This window comes from Enterobacter sp. R-25 (genome assembly GCF_049913205.1).
GTDB lineage: Bacteria > Pseudomonadota > Gammaproteobacteria > Enterobacterales > Enterobacteriaceae > Enterobacter > Enterobacter ludwigii.
Map to the genome: position 1 here is coordinate 2,441,005 of NZ_CP183982.1, position 25,614 is coordinate 2,466,618.

The following is a 25,614-nucleotide window of genomic DNA, read 5'->3' on the forward strand; positions in this document are numbered from 1 at the left end:
TTAGTCACCCAGTCCTGCCGGGTTCACTTCTGATTGAGGGATACGTTCTACCCCTTCCCCCCAGCGGTTCAGCACTTTGTCGTAATCGCCGTTTTTGATGACCCCGTTAAGTGCAGTCTGTACCGGCTCGACCAGGCCGCTGCCTTTTTTCAGCGTCACCGCAATGTGCGCCGCCTTCGGCCAGCCGCCGTCGACAATCCCAACCCGTTTCGTTTTCCCGGTCAGCGCCGCTTTCCATGCGCCAGTCACGTTCGGGCCAAAGAACGCATCTGCGCGGCCTGACTGGAGAGACAGGGTTTGTGATGCATCGTCTTTGGTGTAGATCGGGGTAAACGGCTTCAGGCCTTTCTTCACGTTCTGCGCATTCCACGCCAGCAGGATAGCCTCCTGGTTGGTCCCGGAACCTACGATGATGCGCAGCCCGGCGATGTCCTCCGCCTTCTGCAGCGAGGTAATCGGGCTGGTCGATTTCACATAGAAGCCGAGGGAATCTTTACGGTAAGTGGCAAAATCAAACTTCTCTTTGCGCTCTCTGGTCACGGTGATGTTGCTGATCGCCGCATCGTACTTCCCGGAGGCGACGCCGAGAGGCCAGTCCTCCCAGGAGGTTGGCACCACGTTCAGCTCCAGCCCAAGGCTGTCGGCCACCAGACGGGCAACGTCCACCTCGCTTCCGAGCAGCGTTTTATTGTCGTCGGAAAAAACGGTCAGCGGCGGTGAGTTAAGCGCGGCAACCGCCACGGTGAATTTGCCCGGCACGGCGAAGCGATAATCTTTCGGCAGTTGCGCGATGGCGTCGCTGTTTTTGGCGGTGTTGACGGGCGTTTTGTTGGCTTCCAGGCTCACGCCAGTACCGTTAATGTTCACATTCTCTGCCCAGACGGCAGGGGAAAAGGCCAGCGCAAGCGCCAGAATAAGCGATGATTTCTGCATAGCGAGGTTCTCTATTATTGTTGTGTGAACTGGTTTTGCGGTTCGTCTAAACCCAGACTGTCGCGCAGCGTAGTGCCGGGATAGTCGGTGCGGAATAACCCGCGGGCCTGTAACACCGGGACAACCTGGTCAACAAAACGCGGGAACGTGTCCGGCGTTCCACCCTGAATAATGAAACCGTCCGCGGCGAATGCCTCAAACCAGCCCTGCAGACCGTCTGCCACCTCCTCCGGCGTACCGGAAAAGCGCGGGCGCGGGGATGCCGCTTCGAGTGCAACCTGACGCAGGGTTAAGTTGCGTTCGCGAGCATTACGCTTAATTTCATCGGTCGTGCTGCGAAAACTGTTTTTACCCAGTTCACCGATGTCCGGGAACGGCTCGTCGAGCGGGTACTGGCTGAAATCGTGATGTTCGAAATAACGGCCGAGGTAATTCAGGGCATCGTTAATCGACACCAGAGCCGCGGTTGTCTGATACTGGTTCTCCACGTCCTCCGCGTCCTTGCCAACAATCACGCTGACACCCTGAAAAATATGTAAGTCCGATGCCCTGCGGCCATTGGATTCAAGCTGGTGTTTCACGTCGCGATAAAACGCTTTGGCTTCCTCTAACGTTTCATGATGGGTAAAAATGGCGTCAGCATGTTTCGCAGCCAGTTTTTTTCCGTCGTCCGATGCACCTGCCTGAAAGACAATCGGGCGTCCCTGCGGCGTGCGGCCAATATTGAGCGGACCGGCCACCTGGAAGAAATCGCCGTGGTGATCAAGCGTATGCAGTTTTGCCGGGTCAAAGAACTGCCCGCTCTCTTTGTTGCGCACAAAGGCATCCCCCTCCCAGGAATCCCAGAGTCCTTTCACCACGTCGAGGTATTCATCCGCTATCCGGTAGCGCAGCGCATGTTCAGGGTGTTTCTCGCGCGAGAAGTTTTTCGCCGACCCCTCGAGCGGTGAGGTCACCACGTTCCAGCCTGCGCGTCCGTTGCTCAAATGATCGAGGCTGGCAAACTGGCGCGCCACGGTAAACGGTTCGCTGTAGGAGGTCGATAAGGTGCCGACCAGACCGAGGCGCGAGGTCAGACTTGCCAGTGCAGACAAGACCGTTAACGGCTCAAACCGGTTTAGGAAATGCGGAATGGATTTCTCGTTAATATAGAGGCCGTCGGCGACGAATAAAAAATCAAGCTTCCCCTCTTCGGCTTTTAACGCCGTGGCTTTTACAAAATCAAAATTAATGCTGGCATCGGCGACCGCCGCCGGATGGCGCCAGGCAGACATATTTCCAGAAGCACCATGCAAAATGGTTCCCAGCCGCAGTTGTCGGGTTGCAGACATATTCACCTCTTCAGAATTAAACGTGTTGCAGGGCTTTTTCCGCAAGCTGTGCAAAATAGCGGGCAGCGGGCTCAATTAATGCTTCATCCGGGTTGAAGGCCGGGTGATGTAAACCGAACGGACTGGCGCTGCCGATGCTGACAAACGCCCCGGGGATCTGCTGCAGATACACCGCGAAATCTTCCCCGCCCATATGCAGCTCGGCGTGCTGCGTTTCATACCCAGACTCTCTGGCGACGGCGGTGGCAAATTCGGCCCAGTGCGCGTCATTGACCAGCGCGGTAGGCCCGGCGTACCAGGTGATGTCGATCTGCGCGCTAAACGCGCTGGCAAACCCGGCGGCAATTTCGCCGACGCGTGCTTTCACATTCTGCTGCACTTCCACGCGGTGGGTGCGAAGCGTGCCTTCCAGTTCAACGCTTTCCGGCAGGACGTTCCAGGTATTGCCCCCGGTAATGCGCGTGACGCTCAGCACCACGGAATCAAGCGTGTTGACGTTGCGGCTGGCAACGCTCTGCAACGCCGTTACCAGCTGGCTCGCCAGCACGATGGCGTCGTTACCTTCATGCGGACGTGCAGCATGCGCGCCTTTACCGGTAATTCGGATAACAAACCGGTCGACGTTGGCGTAGAACGGCCCACCGCGGGTGGCAAATTCCCCGACCGGCAGCCCCGGCTCGTTATGCATCCCGAAGATGGCACTGACATCACGTAAGGCACCGGCCCGCACCATACTTTTCGCGCCGCCAAAGTTCTCTTCAGCCGGCTGAAAGAGGATCCGCACGCGCCCGTTTAAAGACGCTTCACGCTCTTTAAGTTTTAACGCCGCCCCGAGGATCACACTGGTATGAATATCGTGTCCGCAGGCATGCATCACACCCGCACGCTGTGAACTAAACGGCACGCCGCTGCGCTCTTCAATGGGCAAGGCGTCAATATCGGCCCGCAGCGCAATCAGCTTTTTCCCCGTGCCAATTTCGGCCACCACGCCGGTCTGAAGCGCATAAGGCAGCGGCGTAATGCCAGCCTTCGTCAGCCACTGACGCAGGCGAGCGGTCGTTTCGACCTCCTGGCCGGACAGCTCCGGGTTCTGGTGCAGCTCCCGGCGCCAGGCAATCAGTTGTTCGTCAAAACGCATACGGCGACCTCCTTGTTAAGCTTCGCCTGCGCCAGCAGACGCAGGGACTGTATTCGCGTTACGCCATCCGCAACGGGCGTATCAATAATGAATTCATCAATGCCCCATTTTTCGTGCAGGGCGTTCAACTGTTCCAGCACCGATTCGGCTGTTCCCGCCAGCAGCGACTGTGCCCGACGGGCAATGCGCACCGGCTCGCTGCCCGCCTGTCGGGCAAAGGCATAGGCCTGCTCTTCGCTGGCCACGGTGACGCGCTGCCCATTTGCCAGTTCGACGCCCCAGACTTCAACCTGTTGTGCCAGTGCCTCCGCCTCAGCCTGCGACTGGGCGACGATGACCTGCACCGCCACAATCGCATCCCGGGCGCTGTGGTTACGCCAGGTGGTGATGACTTCACGCAGCAGCGCCGGATCCCCATTCAGGTGAGCAGCAAAGACAAAATGCCAGTCAAGTTTCGCGGCCAGCAGCGCGCTTTCGGTACTGGCCCCCAGCAGGAACCCCTGCGCCGGAACCGGCGGCAGCGGCGTCGCGCGAACGGCCTCGTCCACCGACTGATTTTCCGGCTGGATCCAGTGATGAAGCTGTGTCAGCTGTTCGGCAAAACTGCCTTTTTGCTGTTGATCGAGGCCCTGTTGCAGCGCCCGGGTGGAGAGCGGCAGGCCGCCTGGGGCTTTCCCGACGCCCAGATCCACGCGTCCGGGAGCAAGCGCGGCCAGGAGGTTGAAATTTTCTGCGACTTTATAAGGGCTGTAGTGCTGGAGCATGACGCCACCAGAGCCCACGCGGATACGCCGGGTTTGCCCGAGGATCCAGGCGATTAACAGTTCGGGTGAAGGGCTGGCCAGCTGGGGCGTGTTGTGGTGTTCGGCAATCCAGAAACGGTGATAGCCCAGATTTTCTGCCTGCTGTGCCAGCGCCAGGGTTCGCGCCAGTGCATCGGCAGCCGTTTCGTTTTCAGCGATGGGGCTTTTATCCAGAATACTGATTCGCCAGGACATGTTGCGTTCTCGTTTGACTTAACATGTCGTCATTATTAAAGGCGTATTTCACCTCTGAGAAACAATTAATTTACATTTGGTTTGCCGGAAATCAGATATATAAATCCATGCTACGCGTGTGACTTAAGCGATGAAATGAGGTTTTCCACCTCACTGCGGCGGGTAATGCGGACAAAATGAATATGGGCGTATTGCGGATCTACCATATCGCGTACATAACGTGCGCGGTTGCTGCGCCAGGTTTTGATTGTCCAGATAATAATAGACTCACGGCTCAAGAATGCGCGACGAAAACTCTCACAGTTTCCCGTACCGGGCCACAGTTCCTGTTTGTGCCAGGCGCGCCTGAACGCTCGGGTGACAGCCTGATACAGGGTTCGGGCGAACCCATAATCCACCCACACCACCCGATCCACGTCTCGCCATTTCACAGGACGCGTACGGTTATAGTTGCCATCAAGCACCCACTCCGCTGACGCCTTTAGCGTCGTCTCCAGTTTTTCCAGCAAGATAGCGTCCGGTGTGCCCTGCCAGTCCGGACACCAGTAAAGTCGGTCCATTTCAATGTAAGGAATATCCAGTTCTGCGGCGATACGCTTCGCCAGAGTGCTTTTTCCACTCCCGCTGGTGCCAATCACATTTACTTTCACCCTGCTGCCCCCTGTTGAAGAAAAACCCTTAAAGCATAGCGTTTTCATCTTGTTAACGAAACGCTATTTCGGCGGGTCAGTTTACGTCGAAGAGTGATCTCCCGCTTTTAATTTGCCTTATGGCGTTTATTTGCAGGGCGCCACAAAAACGCATCGATAAATATTTTCATTTTTATTACATCGGTCGCATTTTAAAAATAAAAAATACTAAATACAGGGTATTCCGGAACGCATAACTTTCGTAGAGAATATGCCGACAGTAAAAATAAAAACAAACCTTTCAAACTTGCCTGAATGTTTAACGGGCTCTTTTTTTATTGATATATGACCATGGGGTTACTGATGCGGAATAACACTCCCGTTACACAAAACGAGTATTTACTTAACGAAGGTTCGACGCTTATGTCGACCACCAATACGCACAGCCATATTACCTATGCGAACTCTGCCTTTATTGACGCCAGCGGCTATAAAGAAGAGAGTCTTCTCGGTGAGCCGCATAATCTTATTCGCCACCCCGACATGCCTGCCGAGGCGTTTGGCGACATGTGGTTTACCCTGCAACAGGGTGAGACCTGGACGGGGCTGGTCAAGAACCGCCGCCAGAACGGCGATCACTACTGGGTGCGCGCAAACGTCACCCCGGTTTATCAGAATGAAACGTTAACCGGCTATATTTCTGTGCGGAATATTCCTTCACGTGAAGAGATTACTGTCAGTGAAAAACGGTATGAGAAAGTGCGCAATAATGAATTAAAAAATCACCGCTTTTATAAGGGCCTGTTTGTTCGCCACGGTCTGTTCTCTTTTGCGTCGCTGTTTAAACGCCTCAGCACCAGTAAAAGGATCCATCTTGGTATTGCGATAACCGCCCTGTTCGCCTGCCTGCAGCTGTTTATATTTGCCGATCGTATTGTTGAGTCTGTAGGTCTGGCTCTGCTATTTATTGCCCTGGCCGTATATCTTCATGCGCAAATTGCGAAGCCGGTTAAATCCATTGTCCAGCAAATGCAGCGGGTGGTTTCAGGACGTAAAGCGGACTATTACCATTTTGACCGCGTCGATGAAATCGGCCTGATGATGCGCATGGTGAATCAGTCGGGTCTGAACCTCCATTCGCTGGTGGACGATGTCGGTGCGCAAATCAGCGGTATAAGTACAATCAGCCAGCAGGTGGCGAAAGAAGGTATGGCATTACAAACGCGTACCGAAGAAACCGCAGACTTTCTGCAGCAAACGGCCTCAGCCGTGGAAGAAATTGCCAGCGCGGTTCAGCAGACGGCTGAAACGGCGAAAGACGCGATCCTGATGGCAGATCGCACCCGCACCAGCGCTCACCGCGGTGAAGCAATGATGAAAGAGACTATCGGCATGATGCAGTCCGTGTCGCAGGATAACAGCCAGATCGTCGACATCATCAGCGTCATCGATCGTATCGCCTTCCAGACCAATATTCTGGCGCTGAACGCGGCCGTTGAAGCGGCGCGTGCGGGTGATGCCGGACGCGGTTTTGCGGTCGTGGCGGCCGAAGTCCGCAACCTTGCCCAGCACTCTGCCACCGCGGCCAAAGAGATCAAAACGCTTATAGAGAAAAACGTTTCCAGCGTGAACGCCGGCGTGGAGAAGGTCGAGCAAACTGAATCGCAGCTCACGGTGATGATTGGCAATGTCATGGAGATGTCTTCTCTGATTAAGGAGATAGGCCACGCCACGCAGGAGCAAACACAGGCGCTGACCCTGATTAACGCGTCCATCTCCCGCATCGGTACAATGACCCAAAACAATACCGGTATGGTGGATAACGTGACGGACGCCGCACACCATCTGACGCAGCGCACGACCCGCCTGCAACAGGCGATTGCCGTTTTTGGCGGTTGAGCAAAGGCGCCGTTATGCGCTGGTTGCTTTGCGCAATCATTAAGCGAAACTGATGATTAAAGCACCACTTCATTAATGGATTTGTCTAAAAACTCACCGCTATTCAGCGTGTTGTGATCCCCGTCTGCTCTGACCACACGATTTCCTTCGACGTGCATCACTTTCGGCACGGTTATATTTTGCGTCGCTTATGAATTGCAGGTAGGATGCCTCGCCATGTTTCGCCTTATCCATACGCAGAATGACTGGGAAGGCAACATGTGTTTGCGCAGAAGCAATCGTTTGTATTGCACTCTGCCAGGCAGGACTATCACGATAATGGTTCAGACAGGCAAACAGGTAACTCAATGAAAACAAGCAATAAAAGCGCAGCCGATCATCACGCTGCTAAACGTCGCTGGTTAAACTCCCATGAAGAGGGCTACCACAAAGCGATGGGCAACCGTCAGGTTCAAATGATCGCCATCGGCGGCGCTATCGGAACGGGTCTGTTTTTAGGTGCTGGCGCTCGTCTGCAGATGGCTGGCCCGGCTCTCGCCCTGGTCTATCTGGTGTGCGGGATCTTCTCTTTCTTCATTCTTCGTGCATTGGGCGAACTGGTACTGCATCGCCCTTCCAGCGGCAGTTTTGTCTCTTACGCCCGTGAATTCCTCGGTGAAAAAGCGGCCTACGTTGCTGGATGGATGTACTTCGTCAACTGGGCAATGACCGGTATTGTCGATATCACCGCCGTCGCGCTTTACATGCACTACTGGGGCGCGTTTGGTGATGTGCCACAATGGGTGTTTGCGCTGGGCGCACTGGCCATTGTCGGCACCATGAACATGATCGGCGTGAAGTGGTTCGCGGAGATGGAGTTCTGGTTCGCGCTGGTAAAAGTGCTGGCCATCGTGGTGTTCCTGGTCGTGGGTACGGTGTTCCTCGGTAGCGGTAAACCGCTCGATGGCAATGCCACCGGTTTCCACCTGATCACTGATAACGGCGGTTTCTTCCCGCATGGCCTGCTGCCTGCGCTGGTACTGGTTCAGGGTGTGGTGTTCGCCTTCGCGTCCATTGAGCTGGTCGGCACCGCGGCGGGTGAATGTAAAGACCCACAGACCATGGTACCTAAAGCCATTAACAGCGTTATCTGGCGTATCGGTCTCTTTTATGTTGGTTCCGTGGTGCTGCTGGTTCTGCTGCTGCCGTGGAACGCCTATCAGGCGGGTCAAAGCCCGTTTGTGACCTTCTTCTCTAAACTGGGCGTGCCTTATGTTGGCAGCATCATGAATATCGTGGTGCTGACGGCTGCGCTCTCCAGTCTGAACTCGGGTCTTTACTCTACCGGTCGTATCCTGCGCTCCATGTCGATGGGCGGTTCGGCGCCGAAATTCATGTCGAAGATGAGCCGTCAGCATGTGCCTTACGCGGGCATTCTGGCGACGCTGGTGGTGTATGTCTTCGGCGTGTTCCTGAACTACCTGGTACCGTCTCAGGTATTCGAAATCGTGCTGAACGTTGCCGCGCTCGGCATCATCGCCTCCTGGGCCTTTATCGTGGTCTGCCAGATGCGTCTGCGCAAAGCGATCAAAGAAGGCAAAGCCGCTGAAGTCAGCTTTAAGCTGCCGGGCGCACCGGTGACCTCCTGGCTCACCCTGCTGTTCCTGTTCAGCGTGCTGGTGCTGATGGCGTTTGATTACCCGAACGGTACCTACACGATTGCCACCATTCCTCTGCTGGCCGTATTGCTGATTGCCGGCTGGTTTGGCGTGCGTAAACGCGTACAAGAAATTCACAGCACGGCGCCGGTTCATCCTGATGATGCCAAACACGACGCCCCGCTGGTTGAAGAGACGTCGCGTTAATATCGACCTGCTGGTTAATACAAAGGGAAGGCATTGCGCCTTCCCTTTTTCTTTGTGTTGAGGAGCGAAACTTAGAGCGTGATACGAATCACGTCATCAGGCTGGGTGGCTTCCTGCTGACGGGTCGATTTTTGTTTTACCGTCACATACAGGGTTTTCCCATCCGCAGAGAGCGCCAGACTGTTCGGATAGACCGGGGTGTCGAAGGTTTTGGTAACGTTGTAGGTTTTCGCGTCGATTACGCTCACCTTACCCGCTTCACGGTGCGTCACATACGCTTCGTTGCGCGCCGGGTTAAACAGAACGGCCAGCGATTCAGGCACGGCAATTTTCTTGATGACGCTGCCGTCCTTCAGATTCACCACCAGCACTTCCGGCTGCTTTGAGTCGGTTAAGAACGCACGCTGTCCGGCGGTATCCAGGCTCAGATTCAGGTAGAAGTGCTCCTTACCGTCGTCCTGCACTTTTTTACGGCTGAGGATTTTGTGGGTTGCCGTATCAATCGTCACCAGTTCGCCATCAGCATTGGTGGTGTAAAGACGTTTTGCCTTCGCATCCAGCGCCAGGCCGGTGCTGAATTTACCGGTACTGCCGATGGTCTCTTTCAGCTTCAGCGTTGCACCATCCACCACCCAAATCGCGCTCTCCTGGCCTACGCCGGTGATGTAAACCGTGTTTGTGCTGTCATCGGCCACCAGCTGGCGCGGCTGCAGCGGTTTGACGGTTTCACTGCGCTGACGGTTATCCAGCACCAGTCGCCCTTTCACGTCACCTGTTTTGGCATCAATCGCGGTTACCGCGCCGTTGATGGTGTTACCAAACCACAGTGTCTGGGTGGCATTATCAAGGGTGGCACCGAACGGTTTGAGATCGTTATGAATGACCTGCGTCACGTCCAGCGTGACCGGGTCAAGGCGATAGACAATCCCGCCTTTGTCCGTTTTGCGGCTCTGCGATGTCGCGACCCACAGCGCATTCTCCTGCTGGCTCACGGCCATTTCATATGCGCCTTTCCCGACCGCTTTGCGCAACATCTCTTCGGCAGCATGAACCTGGAAGGTTCCGGCAAACAGTAACGCCCCTGACAGCAGAGACATACTCAGGCGCGGCGAGCACAGATGACGTAAAGACATAACAATTCCTTTTTTGAACACTGGGTTTACTGCTGACATCACTTCCGGCAGGCAACGTCATGGCATTGCCGTCTTGATAATGAGAATAGTAATCATTTATGAGTTAAATGTGGAGTTTTTCTTTCCTCCCTGGCCTTTCATTAACGCAATGTGCGGTTATAGTTTTCAAAAGATTTACAAAAGATTTAACATATATGGACATGTTCCATTTGGTACGTTTTTTCCATAACCGGTCTATTTCATGAAAATCATTTCTGCCCGTAAGGCAACGCTTCCACTGCTGCTGGTTCCTGTTATCTCTGCGCCTCTCACTGCGATGAGTGCTGATGAACAGACCATGATCGTCAGCGCCACGCCGCAAACCGTCTCGGAGCTCGATACCCCGGCGGCGGTCAGCGTCGTGAATGGCGATGATATGCGTCATGCTGCGCCACGCATTAACCTCTCTGAATCTCTTGGCAGCGTGCCGGGGCTGCAGATCCAGAACCGCCAGAATTACGCTCAGGATCTCCAGCTTTCGATGCGTGGGTTTGGTGCCCGCTCAACCTTCGGCGTGCGCGGTATCCGTATGTATGTCGACGGTATTCCGGCAACCATGCCGGATGGACAGGGACAAACCTCCAATATCGATCTCTCCAGCGTGGACAGCGTAGAAGTGCTGCGCGGCCCCTTCTCTGCCCTTTATGGCAACGCCTCCGGCGGCGTGATCAACATGACGACCCAGACCGGGCAGCAGCCGCCGACCATTGAGGCCAGCAGCTATTACGGCAGTTACGGTACCTGGCGCTATGGAATGAAAGCTACCGGCGCGATGGGTGACGGGACGCATGCCGGGGATGTGGACTACACCGTGTCCACTACCCGTTTCACGACCAAAGGTTATCGCGACCACAGCGGCGCGCGGAAGAATCTCGCCAACGCTAAACTGGGTGTTCGTATTGATGACGTGAGCAAGCTGACGCTGATTTTCAACAGCGTGGACATGAAAGCCAACGATCCGGGTGGACTGAGTGCCCAGGAGTGGCATGACAACCCTCGCCAGTCTCCGCGTGGCGATCAATACAATACGCGTAAGACCATCAAGCAGACCCAGGCTGGCCTGCGCTACGATCGTCAGCTCAGCACCCAGGACGATCTCAGCGTCATGATGTACGCCGGCGAACGTGAAATGACGCAGTACCAGTCAATTCCTTATCAGCCTCAGCTGAGACCTTCCCACTCCGGCGGCGTGATTGATATGCAGCGCCATTACCAGGGGATTGATACCCGCTGGACGCACCATGGCGAACTGCTGGTTCCGGTCACCTTTACCACCGGTCTGAACTACGAAAACATGAGCGAAGATCGTCGCGGATACGAGAACTTCGTCATGAACAACGGCGTGCCGGAGTACGGCGTCAAGGGTGACAAACGTCGTAACGAACGTAACCTGATGTGGAACGTCGACCCGTACCTGCAAACCAGCTGGCAGTTAACGCAGAAACTCTCCGTGGATGCCGGCGTCCGATACAGCTCGGTCTGGTTTGACTCCAACGACCATTACGTGACCCCGGGCAACGGAGACGACAGCGGTGACGCAAGCTATCACAAGTGGCTCCCGGCCGGTTCGGTGAAATATGCCGTGACCGATGCGTGGAATCTCTATGCTGCGGCAGGTCGTGGGTTTGAAACGCCAACCATCAATGAGCTCTCTTATCGTGCGGATAACCAGGGCGGCCTCAACATTGGCCTGAAACCTTCCACGAACAATACCTATGAAGTGGGCAGCAAAACCCGTATCGGTAATGGTCTGCTGACGGCAGCGCTGTTCCGCACCGATACGGATGATGAGATTGTCGTCGATGCCAGCGCTGGCGGTCGTACCAGCTATAAAAACGCCGGTAAAACCCGTCGTCAGGGGGTTGAAGTTTCCCTGGATCAGCAGTTTGCTGAGAACTGGAAGCTGAAAATGGCGTGGACCTATCTGGACGCCACCTATCGTACCAACGTGTGCAGCACCGGCGACTGTAACGGTAACCGTATGCCGGGTATTGCCCGCAACATGGGTTATGCCTCGTTTGGCTGGCAGCCGGAAGAAGGCTGGTATGCGGGATCGGATGTGCGCTACATGAGCGATATCATGGCGGATGACGAGAACACGGCGAAAGCCCCGTCCTACACGGTGGTTGGGCTGAATACCGGGTATAAATTCAACTACGGTAACTGGGGAATGGACGTCTTTGGTCGCGTCGATAACCTGTTCGATAAAGAGTATGTCGGTTCGGTTATCGTGAATGAATCCAACGGGCGTTATTACGAACCTGCACCGGGCCGTAACTACGGCGTGGGTCTGTCAGTCTCTTATCGCTTCGAGTAAGCAAAAAGCATTCTTTTTTGCTTAATATTATTTTTATAAATGGAATAACGCTCCTGATGGCAATAAGCCATCAGGAGTATTTAACCAGGAATATAATTCGCGGCAGGATATAGTCGCTCTGCTAAATAATCTCTCAGTTAAAATATTGTCGCTGTAAAAGCGTGTTCGCTTCGTCAATCAACGTCTCTATCGCCTTCTGACTGCCATCAACATCTCTTCGCTCAAGCGCGGACAGGAGCTCGGCGTAGTGATAAGTCGACACCTTGATGTCGTTAAGCTCCTGATGCAGATAGTTCATGCAAGGTCCAATACGCACCCATAGCTGCTCAATTAAGGCGCTGAGTGTCGGCATTTCCGCGTACTGATAAAGCGTAAACCGAAAGATGCGATTAGCATGCAGCGCCTGCTGAACGTGCCCGTTGCGCATGGCTTCATGGAATGTCTCTGATAGCTTGCGCAACACCTCCAGCTTATTTTCCGTCATATGCTGACAGGCGGCAGCTACCGCCATAGGCTCAAGCTGTTTTCTGATGGCGTTAATCTCGTTATAACGCTCAAGCGTGACCTCAGGAACCAGAAACGCCTGGGCCGGCGTGGCGTGTAATGCCCCAGACGACACCAGACGCAAAAGCGCCTCGCGGACCGGGGTAATACTGGTTCCTAATTTATCAGCAATTTCTTTGGTAATCAGTCGAGCGCCAGGTTTCAGTGAGCCTGTAATTAACGCGCCTTTCAAACTGAGTTCGACTTGCATGGTAAGACTGATCCTTTGCGCTTTTTCTAAATGGTCCAAATCAAGCATGTTCAATTCCTGTAGCTAATACTTAATGCTATTTTTAAACGCCGTTTTTTATAAACGACGCTGTTCCGATATATCCTGTATCGTCATGCCTGGTGATGGGAAGTCTGTAAAAATGTCAAGAAATGCAAAATTTATTTTTTTCGTTTTCGTGCTCATCTGAACGGAAGGCGCGAAAAGCCATGTCCAGTTAATTAAAGACAATATATCGTATCTTCACAAATAAATATGGCGGGAAACCCCGCCATATTTTAGATTATTTATTGTCACCCGCGACGCGAATCACGACTTTGCCGAAGTTTTTTCCTTCAAGAAGGCCAATCAGCGCATCAGGCGCATTCTCCAGGCCATCTGTAACCTGCTCACGGTAGTGAATTTTGCCTTCCTGCACCCAGCGCCCCATCTCATCCTGGAACTCCTTGATGCGATGGCCGTAGTCCTGAGCGATGATAAACCCCTGCATACGAATCCGTTTCTTCAGAATCGTCGCCATCAATAACGGCAAACGATCCGGCCCTTCCGGCAGACCCGTCGCATTGTAACCGCTCACCAGACCACATACCGGTACGCGCGCCGAGGTGTTCAGTAAGGGCAACACGGCGTCAAAAACTTTCCCGCCGACGTTTTCATAATAGACATCAATCCCTTTCGGGCAGGCCTTTTCCAGCTGGGCCGCGAAGTCATCGGCATGGTGATCCAGGCACTGGTCAAACCCGAGCACCTCTACGGCATGGCGGCATTTTTCTGCACCACCGGCAACGCCGATCACCCGGCAACCTTTGATTTTACCGATCTGCCCGACTGTCGCACCAACCGGCCCCGTCGCCGCCGCAACCACCAGCGTTTCACCGGCTTTAGGCTGGCCGATGTCCAGTAGCCCCATATAGGCGGTAAACCCTGGCATACCCAGAATGCCCAGCGCCCACGAGGGGTGAGAAATATTATCGCCCAGTTTCACCAGGCCGCTGCCGTCTGAAATTGCATACTCCTGCCAGCCGCTATAGCCCAGCACCCACTCACCCGGCGTATAGTCCGGATGATTTGACTGCTCCACGCGGCTGACCGTTCCCCCCACCATGACCGCCCCAATTTCCACTGGCGGTGAATAGGAAGGTGCATCACTCATGCGCCCACGCATGTAAGGATCAAGCGACAGCCAGACCGTGCGCAGCAAAAGCTGTCCTGCCTGAGGTTCAGGAACAGGCTGCTCTTCCAGACGAAAATTCTCCGCGACCGGCGCACCGTGCGGACGAGAAGCCAGAACCCAGCGGCGATTTTGCGAAACAGGTTGATTCATCAGGAACTCCTTCTGGTACAAATGTCATTAGAGCCTGGCTCATGATCGGCGTAAACGCTTTAACTTTACGAGCCAGACTGGTTAAGCCGCACAACCAGATAGATACAGGTTTCATTCGTCTCATTAATGAACCGGCAGTCGTTGGGCGGCCCCAGTTCCAGGCAATCACCGGCGTGCATTTCATGACGGGTAGCGCCCTCCTGGAAAACCAGTTCGCCAGACTGCAGCCAGATAAGCTGGCGCGCCAGCGCATACGACGAGGCGGGCATAGGGACATCGCTTCCCGCCGGCAGCTCAACCTGAACAAGATCGATGGGCAGATCGGTGCGGGGTGAAACGTGGCGGCGGAGGTAGTGTGTCTGAGGGTCACGCCAGACGGGCTGGTTTTCCAGACGCAGCAGCTTTCCTTCCTGCATTTCGGCTCTGGCGATCAGCGTTGACATGCTGATGCCAAACGCGCCGGATAACCGCGCAAGCAAGGTCGCCGTCGGGCTGCTGTCCCCGCGCTCTATTTTGTGGATCATGGCGCGCGAGACGCCGGCCCGGTCAGCAAGCTCGCTTAATGACCATCCTCGCGACTCGCGTTCAAGGCGAATTCGCGCGCTAATCCTTTGATTCATTGTGTCTGCCATAGTATTCATGACGTCATACTATAGTGTATGAACGGCATTTCAACGTGGTTTTGATAACAAAAAAATCTGGCTTATGTCATAGCCATCCGTCTGTACAGTTGTGTAATATCGTAATCACAACGTAATACTATAGTGAACAACACACTCAGAGGTTCAAACATGATCGTTCGTCATGCCTGCAAAGAAGACTGCGCCGCTATTGGGGAGATTTACAACCACGCGGTGCTGCATACTGCCGCGATCTGGAATGATAAAACCGTCGATACGGATAACCGCATTGCCTGGTTTGAGGCGCGTGCCCTCGCAGGCTACCCGGTGCTGGTGAGTGAAGAGAATGGCGTTATCACCGGCTACGCCTCGTTTGGCGACTGGCGCGCCTTTGACGGTTTCCGGCATACGGTAGAGCATTCTGTCTACGTTCATCCGGATCATCAGGGGAAAGGTATTGGCCGCACGCTGATGAACGCGCTGATTATTGAAGCGCGGACCCTCGGCAAACACGTCATGGTGGCGGGCATTGAGGCGCAAAACCAGGCCTCTATTCATCTTCATGAGACGCTCGGTTTTGTGACCACCGGCCAGATGCCGCAGGTGGGCACGAAGTTTGGCCGCTGGCTGGATCTGACCTTTATGCAGTTGCAGCTTGATGAGCGCAGCGATCCGGACGCTATCTCATGAATCAGTCTCTGACGCTGGCTTTTCTGGTGGCGGCGGGAATTGGCCTGGTGGTGCAAAACACCTTAATGGTGCGCATCACTCAGTCCTCCTCGACCATTCTTATCGCGATGCTGCTGAATTCGCTGGTTGGCATTGTGCTGTTTGTCAGCATTCTGCTGCTAAAACAGGGCTTCGCCGGATTTAGCGAGCTGGCCTCAACGATCCGCTGGTGGACGTTGATCCCGGGGCTGTTAGGGTCGTTTTTTGTTTTTGCCAGTATCAGCGGCTATCAAAATGTTGGCGCAGCGACAACCATCGCCGTGCTGGTGGCAAGCCAGTTGATTGGCGGGCTGGTAATGGATGTACTCAGAAGCAATGGCATCCCCTTGCGCGCGCTGATTGGCCCGGTGTGCGGTGCCGTAATGCTGGTGGTCGGGGCGTGGCTGGTTGCGAGACGCCAGTTCTGACCCCCGGCTCACCGCTACAGAATCGTACCGCCTTTGGTCAGCAATTCCTGACGGGCGTCCATCTCTTCTTTATGTTGCTTACCGTGATGTGCAATCGCGGTACGCAGACGCTGCTGCTGACTGTAGCGATCTTCACGGCTTAACGCTGCGTCATCGCTCAGTTCGATCAGCAGTTCATTCATTCGGCTAATCACTCCCTCTTCGATGGCAGTATCGACACGGGCGGTAACTTCATCTAAATGTGACATTGTCACTCCTTGTCAGATGCCCGGCAGGCGCGGTGCCTGCCGGGAAAAAAGTCAGTTCAGTTTCGCTTTGGAGAAATCGCTGCCCATCAGGCTCACGCTGTACCCCGTTACGTTGCTGCGGGTGGCGTAGAACGTTTTGCCGTTCGCCAGCGCAATCCACGGTGCCTGAGCATAGAAGATCTCCTGCGCCTGGCTGTAGAGTTTCGCACGCTCACCCGGGTTGCTGGTCAGTTTGGCTTTCTTGACCAGATCATCATACCCCTTATCGCACCAGCGCGCGGCGTTCGATCCGGTTTTGATGCTGTCGCATCCCAGCAGTACATCAGCAAAGTTATCCGGGTCGCCGTTATCGGACATCCAGCCAAACAGCGCGGAATCATGCTCCCCTTTACGCATACCGGAGAGATACTCGCCCCACTCGTAAGAGACAATTTTGGCCTTCACGCCGACTTTTGCCCAGTCGCTCTGGATCATCTCCGCAATACGCTTCGAGTTAGGGTTATACGGACGCTGCACAGGCATTGACCACAGCGTCACGTCCGCGCCCTTCTCCAGACCGGCCTGTTTCAACAAAGCTTTCGCTTTTTCAGGATCGTAGCTGTAGTCCTTCAGATCGTTATTAAAGCCCAGCATATTCGGCGGAATGGGTGATTTCGCCACCGTACCGGAACCCATAAAGACCGCATTCACGATGGCTTTTTTGTCCGTCGCATAGTTAAGGGCCTGACGCACCAGCACGTTATCAAACGGTTTTTTCTCGGTATTGAACGCCAGATACCCCACGTTCAACGCCTCCACGGCGTGCAGCTTCAGGTCTTTATTTTTGTTAATAACATCAAACTGAACCGGTGACGGCGCAGGAATAATCTGGCATTCGTTGGTCTGCAGCTTCGCCAGACGCGTTTCTACGTTTGGCGTGATGGAGAAAATAAGGTGTTTCGTCGGAACCGCACCTTCCCAGTAGTTCGGGTTAGCGATGTAGCGGATCAGCGAATCCACTTTGTACTGCTGCAGAACGTACGGCCCGGTACCAATCGGCCAGGTATCGACATTCTCAGGCGTCCCTTTTTTCAGCATCGCGTCAGCGTATTCAGCGGAAAGAATAGAGGCGAAATCCATCCCCCAGTCAGCAAGGAATGCGGCGTTTGGTTCGTTCAGCGTAAACTGCACGTGATAATCATCAACCTTTTTGACGTCCTGAATCAGCTTGTCCAGACCTACGTCATTAAAGTATTCATAATTACCCTGCGAGACATTGTGATAAGGATGCTTAGGGTCTTTCTGACGCATGACGGAAAAAATAACGTCATCCGCATTAAAATCACGGGTCGGCTTGAAGTATTTATTGCTGTTGAACTTGACCCCTTTACGCAGCGTAAAGGTATAAGTCTTACCGTCCGGGGAAATTGTCCAGGACTCTGCCAGCGACGGTACCGGGGTGTTTTTCACCGGGTCGAAATTGATCAGGCGGTTATACAGGACCTGAGAGCTGGCCACGAATGACGGGCCCGAGCTGGCGATCTGCGGGTTGAAAGACTCCGGTGATGCTTCAGAGCAATAAATGATGGTGTCATTATTCGCCGCCCATGCGGCACCTGCTGGTAAGAGAGTGCTCAGCGCGAGGGCGAGCAGCGTTTTCCCTGTAGACATGGTTATAACCCTGGCAGTTTTATTATATTGGACTGTAATAACAGCACAGCCGCTATAACCTGGCAAATAACGAATCACTATCAGGTTATTCTAAAGCAACGTTTTCCGCTGGTTTTACAGCCAGTGCGCCAGAGGTTGATTTGCCTTAAGTGCCATTATTCGTCAAGCACAACCGCACCTTTCTATGCCACAAGAAATCGTCCCTTTTGGCGTCTCTTCCTCCGTTTGGTTGCTTCCCGATTTCGTTAAAGTAACGGTGTGAAGAAGTATATGGGATCAAATCGTGGCAAAAACTCTTTTACGCAGCGGTAATCTGGATGACTTTCAGGCCGTTGGCGGCGGCGGACAAGCCGTTTTTGAATCAGCGTTACAAATCCGGGAAGCGCTCCGGTTACGCAAACAACAGGCGATTGTCGACTGTCTGGCTATTCCGCAGGTCAATGATGGTGGCGACCGTGTCGACTGGTATTCGCCGGTCGACGGTTGTGTAACCAGCTGGAAAGCGGCGAACGAAGACGATCGTTATCGCGCCCTTCGCTATCTGGAAAATACGCTGGCCAGCGTTGAATCGCTCAGTAAGAAATGCCTGCAGTCGCCAAAAACAGCGCAACAGCTTTTCGGCTCCCTGCTGTCGAAAGCATTTCAGTTTCCCGGCGAAAATTTCCTTTTCCTGGTTGATGGAAAGCCGGTCATAAGCTTCTGGGGGTTTGTAAATCTCAATGAGAATGCGCGTGACGACGTACTCGACTGTTTACGCGAATCGCTGATCCCTGAGCCAGCCCCGATTGTCATTGAAGACCCTGAACCCGAGCCGGAACCGACCCCAGTCCTGACCTTTGAACAGGCCGATGAGCCGCTGATCGCCCCGGCCACTGTGGTGCGCATCACGCCTGACGAACTGTATACGCCTGAACCTGCGCCGGTCATTGTGCCGCCAGTGGAAGAACCCGATCCAGAGCCTGCGATCGTCGCCAAAAAACGCCGCGTTCCCCTGTGGACGCTTCCGGTTGCCGCCGTGATCGTTGCCGCGATTGCCACCCCGTTGCTGTGGCCAAAACAGGCCCCTTCTGCCGAGCCAGTGGCTGTCGTTGCCCCTGAACCTGTCGCCATTGCGCCAAAGCCGATTAAAGCCGTTGAGCCGCTGCCGATGAAATTACCGCTGCATCAGGCAGAGGTGGTCGCGAGCAAAGAAAAAGAGCCGGCTCCCGTTGCCGCCCCAGCGCCTGCGCCGGTTGTGATTGCGGCGATCCCGAAAGACGCCATGGTCATGGAAGCAAACCAGGTGAAAGCGGGGTCGACGCGTTTTCTGAACGGAACATGGCGTGCGATCCTCGACGTGAAAGATCCGATTACCGGCAAACCACCGTCGCTGCGCTATCAGATCCAGAACAATAAAGGCTTCGCTCGTGTTGTTCACGGTGACAATGTTGTCTGCCGCGTGGAGGTTTTCTCCGGGCTGCACAGCAATGGCGAACTGATGATTAAGAGTCGCGGTAATGCCCGCTGCACAGACGGTTCACGCTACCCGATGCCGGAAGTTGCCTGTAAAGCAGGTACCAGCGATGTCGCTGAATGTAATGCCCGTTATGATGCCAAAACCGTCGTTCCACTGACGTTCAAGAAAGCAGGTGCCTGACCCTATGCTGGTAAATCTTTGCGACTATAAACAGAGCGTCACGCTTATTGCCAACAGCGGCGTGCAATTCCTCGATTTTGGCCTGACTCCGCAGGACACCGCCAGCAACGGGCGCTTCGTACGTAAAACCGCCAACGGTCCGCTTCTGCGTCTCGATTTCGATCTCGTCAACGGGCGTTACACGCTGCCGGGATTGAACGGCGGACAGCCTGAAGTGGTGAAACCGGAAACCACGATCCCACTGCATCAGTCCCTGACGGTGCTGGATGGTGTCTGGCTCCCCATTCCCTTCCTGCGCTTCAATCCGCCACGTACCTTTGTTGACGGGCCGGATAACTGGGCGCGTGTCCAGGTGCGTAAACTTGAAACGCCTGATGCGGCAGGCAATACACACCGCGTCACGCTCGCTCTCGACAGCCAGATTGCAGAGCATGCTACTGCCGCGCTGTCCCCGGTTGAAAATGACATTCTCAACGGCACCCGTTTCGGACTGGCATGGCGTGACGATGAGGTGGAAAGCTTCCTCGACCAGACCTGGATTGACGGCTGGCTGCGCGAGGCGTTTACCCACTATGCGACCGACGTCGAAAACCGCGCGGAACGCGACCTGCAACAGGCAATGCGCAGCTTTGAGTACCAGGCACACTGGCTCAACCTGCTGTCCATGCTCGGTGAACAGCTCACCGTGCCGGAAGTGAAATTTGTCACCCATACCCTCAGTACGCCGGCTATTCCGGTCGACCTGATCCTCGACGTCGGAAATACCCATACCTGCGGCGTTATTATTGAAGATCACGGTGATGCGAACGACGGTCTGCGCCAGACGGCCGAACTGCAGGTGCGCTCGTTAAGCGAGCCACAGTTCCTCAATGAGCCGCTGTTTACCAGTCGTCTGGAGTTTTCAGAAGCGCGTTTTGGCAAGCAGCACTTCTCGGTGGAAAGTGGGCGTGAAGATGCCTTTGTCTGGCCGTCTATTGTCCGCGTGGGCGATGAAGCCCGCAAACTGGCTACGCGCCGTCTGGGCACGGAAGGTAACAGCGGTATCTCCAGCCCGCGTCGCTACCTGTGGGATGAAACCCCGGTGGTCCAGGACTGGCGCTTTAGCCAGATGAACAGCAAGACCCAGCGCGAACCGCTGGCGACCGCGTTCCCGCTGATGAACCTGATGAACGATGACGGTGAACCACTCTTTACGCTGCCGCAGGACGAGCGACTGCCGGTCTTCTCCCCGCAGTACAGCCGCAGCACGCTGATGACGCATATGCTGTGCGAACTGCTGGCACAGGCGCTGGGGCAGATCAACAGCGTTGCCACGCGCCTGCGTCTGGGCTTTCCGGCCTCGCCACGCCAGCTGCGTACGCTGATCCTGACCCTGCCCTCGGCGATGCCGAAGCAGGAACGCGAGATCTTCCGTCGCCGCATGTTCGAGGCGATCGCTATCGTCTGGAAAGCGATGGGCTGGCACCCGCAGGACGACGATTTTGCCACCCGTAAGCACCAGGAAAAAAGCGTGGTGCCGGTACCTGCAATCCAGATGGAGTGGGACGAGGCCAGCTGTGGTCAACTGGTGTGGCTATACAACGAAGCGATCTCACATTTTGGTGGTCAGACGGAAGCGTTCTTCGCCTCCCTCGCCCGCCCGGATCGTGAACCTGAACCGGGGGTGCAGCCGGGGCGCTCGCTGCGTGTCGCCTCTATCGACATTGGCGGTGGCACAACCGACATGGCGATCACCCATTATCAGCTGGATGACGGCTCCGGTAACAACGTCAAAATCACGCCGCAGCTGCTGTTCCGCGAAGGGTTTAAAGTGGCCGGCGACGACACCCTGCTGGACGTCATCCAGCGCTATGTGTTACCCGCCCTGCAAACCCAGCTGCAGAAGTCCGGCATCGCCGATGCCTCTCTGCTGATGGCCTCGCTGTTTGGTGACTCAGGACGTATCGATACCCAGGCGGTATTGCGCCAGCAAACGGCGCTTCAGCTCTTTATGCCGATTGGTCACGCCATCCTTGCCGCGTGGGAATCCAGCGACATCGACGATCCGCTGGCAGGCTTGCATGCCACCTTTGGCGATCTGCTGTCGCAGAAACCGACCCGCAACGTGATGAATTATCTGCAACAGGCCGTCGATCATGCCTTGCCGGCAGGTTCAGACGCCTTCGATCTGTTTGCCGTTCCGCTGCACGTGAATTTCCGTGAAATGCAGGATGCGATGCTGGCAGGCCAGTTCACGCTGGCGTCACCCCTGCATGCGGTGTGCGAGGCCATTTCACATTACAGCTGCGATATTCTGCTGATCACGGGGCGTCCGGGCTGCCTGCCTGGCGTTCAGGCGCTTATTCGCCACCTGCAGCCGGTGCCGGTTAATCGCATCGTCTGGCTGGATAAATACCAGGTTCATGAATGGTACCCGTTCAGCCAGCAAGGACGCATTGGTAATCCAAAATCGACCGCCGCCGTCGGCGCGATGCTTTGCAGCCTGGCGCTTGACCTGCGACTGCCGCGCTTTAACTTTAAAGCCGCGGATATCGGTGCATATTCGACGGTTCGCTATCTGGGCGTCCTGGATAACACCGTAAACACCCTGCGTGAAGAAAACGTCTGGTATCAGGATATCGACCTGGATAAACCGGGTGCGAAACTCGACGCCCGTCTGCACTTCCCCCTGCGCGGAAATGTGACGCTCGGTTTCCGCCAGCTGGCGAACGCGCGCTGGCCGGCAACGCCGCTCTATACGCTTAGCATCAACTCGGCCGAACTGGCCAAAGCGATTGCGGGTGACGGCGTGCTGAACGTGCGGCTCAAACTTTGCGGCGGCAATAAGCATGAAGGGCCTGAATCCTTCGCGCTGAGCGATGCCTGGTTGCAGGACGGGACGCCGGTTCCGCCTGATGCTTTAACCTTCAAACTGAATACTCTGGCCGATCGCCGTCATAGCGGCAGCCACTACTGGATCGACAGCGGGAGCGTATACCTGAAATGACTGCGACGATGACCACCACTCAGGCCTTAATCGGGTGGATAAATGAGACGCGCCTGAACGCCCCTGTGCTGGATAACGAGGCCGATGCCCTTCTTGCGCGCATCAACGCGACGCAGGCACGGGAGCAGGCCATTGACCGCGCCCTGTCACGCCCGGGCAGTATTGGACTTTACGGTCATTCTCAGAGTGCTAAAGCGCATCTGCTTTTATCGCTGTGCGGCAGCGGTAATGGCCGCCTGAACGTTACGCCAGGCCAGCGTACATTTGACTATTTTTCGCACATTAATCCGGGACATGCCCTGACCAACATGGCCGTGCGGTTCACCCGCGGAAATACAGAGGTGATGGATGAGGCGTTCCCGCTGCGCCTGAGCCTGGTGACAGAGGCAGAGCTGGTTCAGCTGTTTATCGCCCGCACCACGCTGCAGCCGGAAATCCGCGCCGTGGATAAAGCGGTCATTGAGACGCGCCTGGAGAAGTGGCGTGGCCTGCGCCAGCCGCAGGGCGTTCCTGGTATTACGGCTCAGGACGTGGGTGCCATCGCCCGCTTCTGGCAAAGCTCAGTACCTGCCGCGAAACACCAAATTGATGATGCCCTGTGGCATCAGTTTGCACAGCTGGTCCCTTCGCTCGATCTCAGCACGCGTGCCAGCGTCTGGTCGCTGCTGTGGGGTGAGCAACAGGAGTTGACCCAGCAGTGGTTAAAGCTCGCTCATGTCCTGCATCAGACCAGCCATGCCGGAGCACTCGCCGCCCCGCTCAGCCTGCTGGTCGATAACTTCGGGCTGCCGGGCGAAGGGTTCCTGACTCACGGCACCTTTACCCTTCCGGAGGCCCAGGAGACGCTGCTTCATCCGCTGAACAACGGCGAGATGCTTAACGCCATCAGTATCCCTGTCGATACGCTCGCCTTCCTGACGCGTGAGCTGGTCTTGCCGGTCGAAAGCAGCGCCCTGGATAATGTCGATATTATTGATATTCCGGTCTTTTCAGATAACAGCGCCGATGCACTGAATCAGGCTAAATGCCAGTGGCTGCTGGAGCATTATCGCCAGCAGCTGCAGCCGGACGTGCTTGTTATCTGCAATGCGACAGCCCAGCACGAGCAAACGGCTAAAAAAGCCCGGGTGCTGATGAACTGGGTCAAAGAGACTCAGCCGGTTGAAGAATCCGCCCTGCCGGGGCTGGTGTGGGCGATTACGCCTCACGACGCACGTTTTACCACTCGTCAGAACCTCGATGAAACGGTACAGCACCTGTTGGGCAAACCGGGTGTGCGCTGGGGGACACTGCAGGCGCTGGACAGCCACAGCATGCAGCGCGTGATCGAGTGGTTGTCTCAGGCCACGTTACCCGCTCAGCGGCAGAAGCGTCTTAGCACGCTGAAAGCAATGCTGCGCCAGGAACTCTCGGCCCTGATGAAGGGGTATCTGGCACCGCTGGTCGAGGAACCCGGCGCCAGACGAACTCAGGCCGAAAACATGGTGCGCGTTCTGCAAAGCTCCGCTGCCCGCCACGGTGAACTGCTTGAAGGTCTTCTGCCGCCGCTTAAAGCCTTTGAAACCCTGCTGGCCGTTCAGCAGCCCCGCGAGGAGCAGGTGAACGGACTGTTTACGGATACCATTGACCTGTTTGCCGAGCATGCCCAGGAGAACACCAGTCCATTCCAGACCAAAGACAAAGCTCGCCTGGCGCATAAAGTCTGGATAAACCATCTGCGCCAGTGGAGCCGCAACGATGCCACTGCCGCGCGCCTTGGGCTGGAACCCGCTGTTTTGCAGCAAATTGCTGACGTTCTGGTGGTGGCCAGCTACCGACTGAACCTGCCGCAGCAGCTGCAGAACATTGTTGAAACCGACAAGTGCAGCGCAGCCCAACTGCATGCCGTAATGGGCAACTTCATTGGCTGGCTGGGCTACGATCGGACACCCGCAGAGGCACGCCCGGCGAGCCGCATCCGTAAAGGCCAGGCAATCTTTGTCACGCCGGTGGTCAACAGTACCGCGCCGCGCCTGACGCGTCTGGGAGAACAACCCGTACATGCGGCAACGGTGTATGTCTATGACTGGCTGGTCGCCCTCTATAGCCGGGCAATAGAGAACATCGATTTCCACCACCCGCACGATGTACAGCCTGCCGCACGCCAGGCATTACAAGCCCTGTTACGTTAGCGCTCCTGGCCCGCAGAGATGCGGGCTATTCTTTCAGGTCGTGGTCATACACTCTGCTAACGTCTGCGCCAGTGCCGACGGATTTTCCCATGACATGGAGTGTCCGGCCGCTGGGATGATTTTCACTTCTATGCCCCGCTTTTGCAGAGAGTTCACATCATCATCAGGCAAAGACCGCTCGCCGAAAATCAACGTCACCGGACAGCGCAGAGACAAAAACTGAACCTCCCATTCCGGCTCTACCCCTTCCACCAGGCTGGACGCGCCACGCCACACGGCATACGGCGCATTGCTTTGCAGACTGCCCGCCCAGGGTGAGGTTTCCGCACTGAGCAGCGCATCATACCCCTGCGCCAGGAACTGTTGTTCCGTCTGTGCAGCAATAGAGCGGCTGAACATGCCACCCCCGGCGTGAAAATTGGGTTCCGACACCATCAACCCTTTTACGCGTGGCGCCATCAGTCCTGCTGCCTCGATAGCAATGCTGCCACCCATACTATGACCATATAGCCAGAAGCTATCGAGTTTGAGATGGTCCAACAGTTCAGCCACCACTCGCGCCTGCTCGCTGGTGCGATAACGATACTGCACGGGTTTGTCGCTGTAACCGCTGCCGGGGAGATCGATAAGAATGGCTCTGCGCGCACCAAACCGGGCGTCAGAGACGATACGAGGATATTCATAAGAAGAGGCGCAGCCTAACCCGTGAATAAACACCACAGGATCGCCAGAGCCGGGAAGATCGTGCCAGCGCACAACGCAGCCGGCCTGCTGCGAGTAAAAACTGTTCATAAGCACTCCTTTAACGAT

The 25,614-nt window shown here is 55.5% G+C and carries 18 protein-coding genes and 1 pseudogene; 8 read left to right on the plus strand and 11 right to left on the minus strand.

Features of this window, described 5'->3' with window-relative positions; all coding sequences use genetic code 11:
- The 4 genes and pseudogenes from ACN9MQ_RS11645 to ACN9MQ_RS11660 all read right to left on the minus strand — a co-directional run bounded on the left by ACN9MQ_RS11645 (nt 1) and on the right by ACN9MQ_RS11660 (nt 5,050).
- A pseudogene (locus ACN9MQ_RS11645) lies at nt 1–2,264 on the minus strand (NtaA/DmoA family FMN-dependent monooxygenase).
- Nucleotides 2,265–2,280: 16 nt separating this feature from the next.
- Entirely contained in the window at nt 2,281–3,402 is a 1,122-nt protein-coding gene (locus tag ACN9MQ_RS11650; RefSeq protein ID WP_079230998.1) for an amidohydrolase, read from the minus strand.
- Nucleotides 3,381–4,400 (minus strand): LLM class flavin-dependent oxidoreductase, encoded by a 1,020-nt coding sequence (locus ACN9MQ_RS11655; protein WP_047356439.1) that lies wholly within the window; start codon nt 4,398–4,400, stop codon nt 3,381–3,383. The genes ACN9MQ_RS11650 and ACN9MQ_RS11655 overlap by 22 nt, the downstream gene beginning before the upstream one ends.
- Nucleotides 4,401–4,510: 110 nt before the next feature.
- Nucleotides 4,511–5,050, minus strand: a complete 540-nt coding sequence (locus ACN9MQ_RS11660; protein WP_421513972.1) for an AAA family ATPase — start codon at nt 5,048–5,050, stop codon at nt 4,511–4,513.
- Nucleotides 5,051–5,392: 342 nt separating this feature from the next.
- Between ACN9MQ_RS11660 and ACN9MQ_RS11665 the strand changes: the two genes are divergently transcribed.
- Together ACN9MQ_RS11665 and ansP are read left to right on the plus strand one after the other, a co-directional pair.
- Complete coding sequence (locus ACN9MQ_RS11665; protein WP_426021049.1) at nt 5,393–6,928, plus strand: methyl-accepting chemotaxis protein; 1,536 nt, start codon at nt 5,393–5,395, stop codon at nt 6,926–6,928.
- Nucleotides 6,929–7,275: 347 nt separating this feature from the next.
- Nucleotides 7,276–8,772 carry an L-asparagine permease gene (gene ansP, locus ACN9MQ_RS11670; protein WP_020884034.1) on the plus strand — a complete coding sequence of 499 codons (1,497 nt, stop codon included), beginning with the start codon at nt 7,276–7,278 and terminating at the stop codon, nt 8,770–8,772.
- A 71-nt stretch (nt 8,773–8,843) separates the two neighbouring features.
- Here the strand turns inward: ansP and ACN9MQ_RS11675 are convergent, their stop codons facing one another.
- A complete protein-coding gene (locus ACN9MQ_RS11675; RefSeq protein ID WP_032680940.1) occupies nt 8,844–9,905 on the minus strand; it encodes a YncE family protein in 1,062 nt (353 codons plus the stop codon).
- Nucleotides 9,906–10,146: 241 nt separating this feature from the next.
- Here ACN9MQ_RS11675 and pqqU point away from each other — a divergent pair, with 241 nt between their 5' ends.
- Nucleotides 10,147–12,261, plus strand: coding sequence for a TonB-dependent receptor PqqU (pqqU, locus tag ACN9MQ_RS11680; protein WP_426021048.1), 2,115 nt, complete (start codon nt 10,147–10,149; stop codon nt 12,259–12,261).
- Between the two features lie 133 nt (nt 12,262–12,394).
- Here pqqU and ACN9MQ_RS11685 read toward each other — a convergent pair whose 3' ends face one another.
- The 3 genes from ACN9MQ_RS11685 to ACN9MQ_RS11695 form a co-directional block, all read right to left on the minus strand.
- The gene (locus ACN9MQ_RS11685) at nt 12,395–13,063 is read right to left on the minus strand and encodes a GntR family transcriptional regulator (RefSeq protein WP_020884031.1); all 669 of its coding nucleotides are present in this window, start codon (nt 13,061–13,063) and stop codon (nt 12,395–12,397) included.
- A gap of 253 nt (nt 13,064–13,316) precedes the next feature.
- Entirely contained in the window at nt 13,317–14,357 is a 1,041-nt protein-coding gene (locus tag ACN9MQ_RS11690; RefSeq protein ID WP_426021047.1) for an NADP-dependent oxidoreductase, read from the minus strand.
- Nucleotides 14,358–14,422: 65 nt separating this feature from the next.
- A complete protein-coding gene (locus ACN9MQ_RS11695; protein WP_426021046.1) occupies nt 14,423–14,998 on the minus strand; it encodes a helix-turn-helix domain-containing protein in 576 nt (191 codons plus the stop codon).
- 150 nt (nt 14,999–15,148) lie between these two features.
- Between ACN9MQ_RS11695 and ACN9MQ_RS11700 the strand changes: the two genes are divergently transcribed.
- On the plus strand, nt 15,149–15,667 hold the full coding sequence (locus tag ACN9MQ_RS11700; protein ID WP_020884028.1) for a GNAT family N-acetyltransferase: 519 nt from the start codon (nt 15,149–15,151) through the stop codon (nt 15,665–15,667).
- Nucleotides 15,664–16,113 (plus strand): DMT family transporter, encoded by a 450-nt coding sequence (locus ACN9MQ_RS11705; protein ID WP_014170257.1) that lies wholly within the window; start codon nt 15,664–15,666, stop codon nt 16,111–16,113. The genes ACN9MQ_RS11700 and ACN9MQ_RS11705 overlap by 4 nt, the downstream gene beginning before the upstream one ends.
- 14 nt (nt 16,114–16,127) lie before the next feature.
- Here ACN9MQ_RS11705 and ACN9MQ_RS11710 read toward each other — a convergent pair whose 3' ends face one another.
- Both ACN9MQ_RS11710 and ACN9MQ_RS11715 read right to left on the minus strand, forming a co-directional pair.
- Entirely contained in the window at nt 16,128–16,361 is a 234-nt protein-coding gene (locus ACN9MQ_RS11710) for a YdcY family protein (protein ID WP_059305726.1), read from the minus strand.
- Nucleotides 16,362–16,412: 51 nt separating this feature from the next.
- On the minus strand, nt 16,413–18,011 hold the full coding sequence (locus ACN9MQ_RS11715) for an ABC transporter substrate-binding protein (protein WP_426021045.1): 1,599 nt from the start codon (nt 18,009–18,011) through the stop codon (nt 16,413–16,415).
- A gap of 283 nt (nt 18,012–18,294) precedes the next feature.
- Here ACN9MQ_RS11715 and ACN9MQ_RS11720 point away from each other — a divergent pair, with 283 nt between their 5' ends.
- The 3 genes from ACN9MQ_RS11720 to ACN9MQ_RS11730 are packed head-to-tail and all read left to right on the plus strand — an operon-like array spanning nt 18,295 to nt 24,804.
- Nucleotides 18,295–19,647 carry an SrfA family protein gene (locus tag ACN9MQ_RS11720; RefSeq protein WP_426021044.1) on the plus strand — a complete coding sequence of 451 codons (1,353 nt, stop codon included), beginning with the start codon at nt 18,295–18,297 and terminating at the stop codon, nt 19,645–19,647.
- Between the two features lie 4 nt (nt 19,648–19,651).
- Complete coding sequence (locus tag ACN9MQ_RS11725; RefSeq protein ID WP_041162655.1) at nt 19,652–22,633, plus strand: virulence factor SrfB; 2,982 nt, start codon at nt 19,652–19,654, stop codon at nt 22,631–22,633.
- The gene (locus ACN9MQ_RS11730; protein WP_426021043.1) at nt 22,630–24,804 is read left to right on the plus strand and encodes a virulence factor SrfC family protein; all 2,175 of its coding nucleotides are present in this window, start codon (nt 22,630–22,632) and stop codon (nt 24,802–24,804) included. The genes ACN9MQ_RS11725 and ACN9MQ_RS11730 overlap by 4 nt, the downstream gene beginning before the upstream one ends.
- A gap of 33 nt (nt 24,805–24,837) precedes the next feature.
- Here ACN9MQ_RS11730 and ACN9MQ_RS11735 read toward each other — a convergent pair whose 3' ends face one another.
- Nucleotides 24,838–25,596 (minus strand): alpha/beta fold hydrolase, encoded by a 759-nt coding sequence (locus ACN9MQ_RS11735; RefSeq protein WP_426021042.1) that lies wholly within the window; start codon nt 25,594–25,596, stop codon nt 24,838–24,840.
- Between the last annotated feature and the right edge of the window lie 18 nt (nt 25,597–25,614).

Coding starts and splice junctions, on each gene's coding strand:
- ACN9MQ_RS11700 (WP_020884028.1), top strand. CDS start 15,149: ATGATCGTTCGTCATGCCTGCAAAGAAGACTGCGCCGCTATTGGGGAG.
- ACN9MQ_RS11675 (WP_032680940.1), bottom strand. CDS start 9,905: ATGTCTTTACGTCATCTGTGCTCGCCGCGCCTGAGTATGTCTCTGCTG.
- ACN9MQ_RS11685 (WP_020884031.1), bottom strand. CDS start 13,063: ATGCTTGATTTGGACCATTTAGAAAAAGCGCAAAGGATCAGTCTTACC.
- ACN9MQ_RS11665 (WP_426021049.1), top strand. CDS start 5,393: ATGCGGAATAACACTCCCGTTACACAAAACGAGTATTTACTTAACGAA.
- ACN9MQ_RS11695 (WP_426021046.1), bottom strand. CDS start 14,998: ATGAATACTATGGCAGACACAATGAATCAAAGGATTAGCGCGCGAATT.
- ACN9MQ_RS11725 (WP_041162655.1), top strand. CDS start 19,652: ATGCTGGTAAATCTTTGCGACTATAAACAGAGCGTCACGCTTATTGCC.
- ansP (WP_020884034.1), top strand. CDS start 7,276: ATGAAAACAAGCAATAAAAGCGCAGCCGATCATCACGCTGCTAAACGT.
- ACN9MQ_RS11705 (WP_014170257.1), top strand. CDS start 15,664: ATGAATCAGTCTCTGACGCTGGCTTTTCTGGTGGCGGCGGGAATTGGC.
- ACN9MQ_RS11735 (WP_426021042.1), bottom strand. CDS start 25,596: ATGAACAGTTTTTACTCGCAGCAGGCCGGCTGCGTTGTGCGCTGGCAC.
- ACN9MQ_RS11710 (WP_059305726.1), bottom strand. CDS start 16,361: ATGTCACATTTAGATGAAGTTACCGCCCGTGTCGATACTGCCATCGAA.
- ACN9MQ_RS11730 (WP_426021043.1), top strand. CDS start 22,630: ATGACTGCGACGATGACCACCACTCAGGCCTTAATCGGGTGGATAAAT.
- ACN9MQ_RS11715 (WP_426021045.1), bottom strand. CDS start 18,011: ATGTCTACAGGGAAAACGCTGCTCGCCCTCGCGCTGAGCACTCTCTTA.
- pqqU (WP_426021048.1), top strand. CDS start 10,147: ATGAAAATCATTTCTGCCCGTAAGGCAACGCTTCCACTGCTGCTGGTT.
- ACN9MQ_RS11650 (WP_079230998.1), bottom strand. CDS start 3,402: ATGCGTTTTGACGAACAACTGATTGCCTGGCGCCGGGAGCTGCACCAG.
- ACN9MQ_RS11655 (WP_047356439.1), bottom strand. CDS start 4,400: ATGTCCTGGCGAATCAGTATTCTGGATAAAAGCCCCATCGCTGAAAAC.
- ACN9MQ_RS11690 (WP_426021047.1), bottom strand. CDS start 14,357: ATGAATCAACCTGTTTCGCAAAATCGCCGCTGGGTTCTGGCTTCTCGT.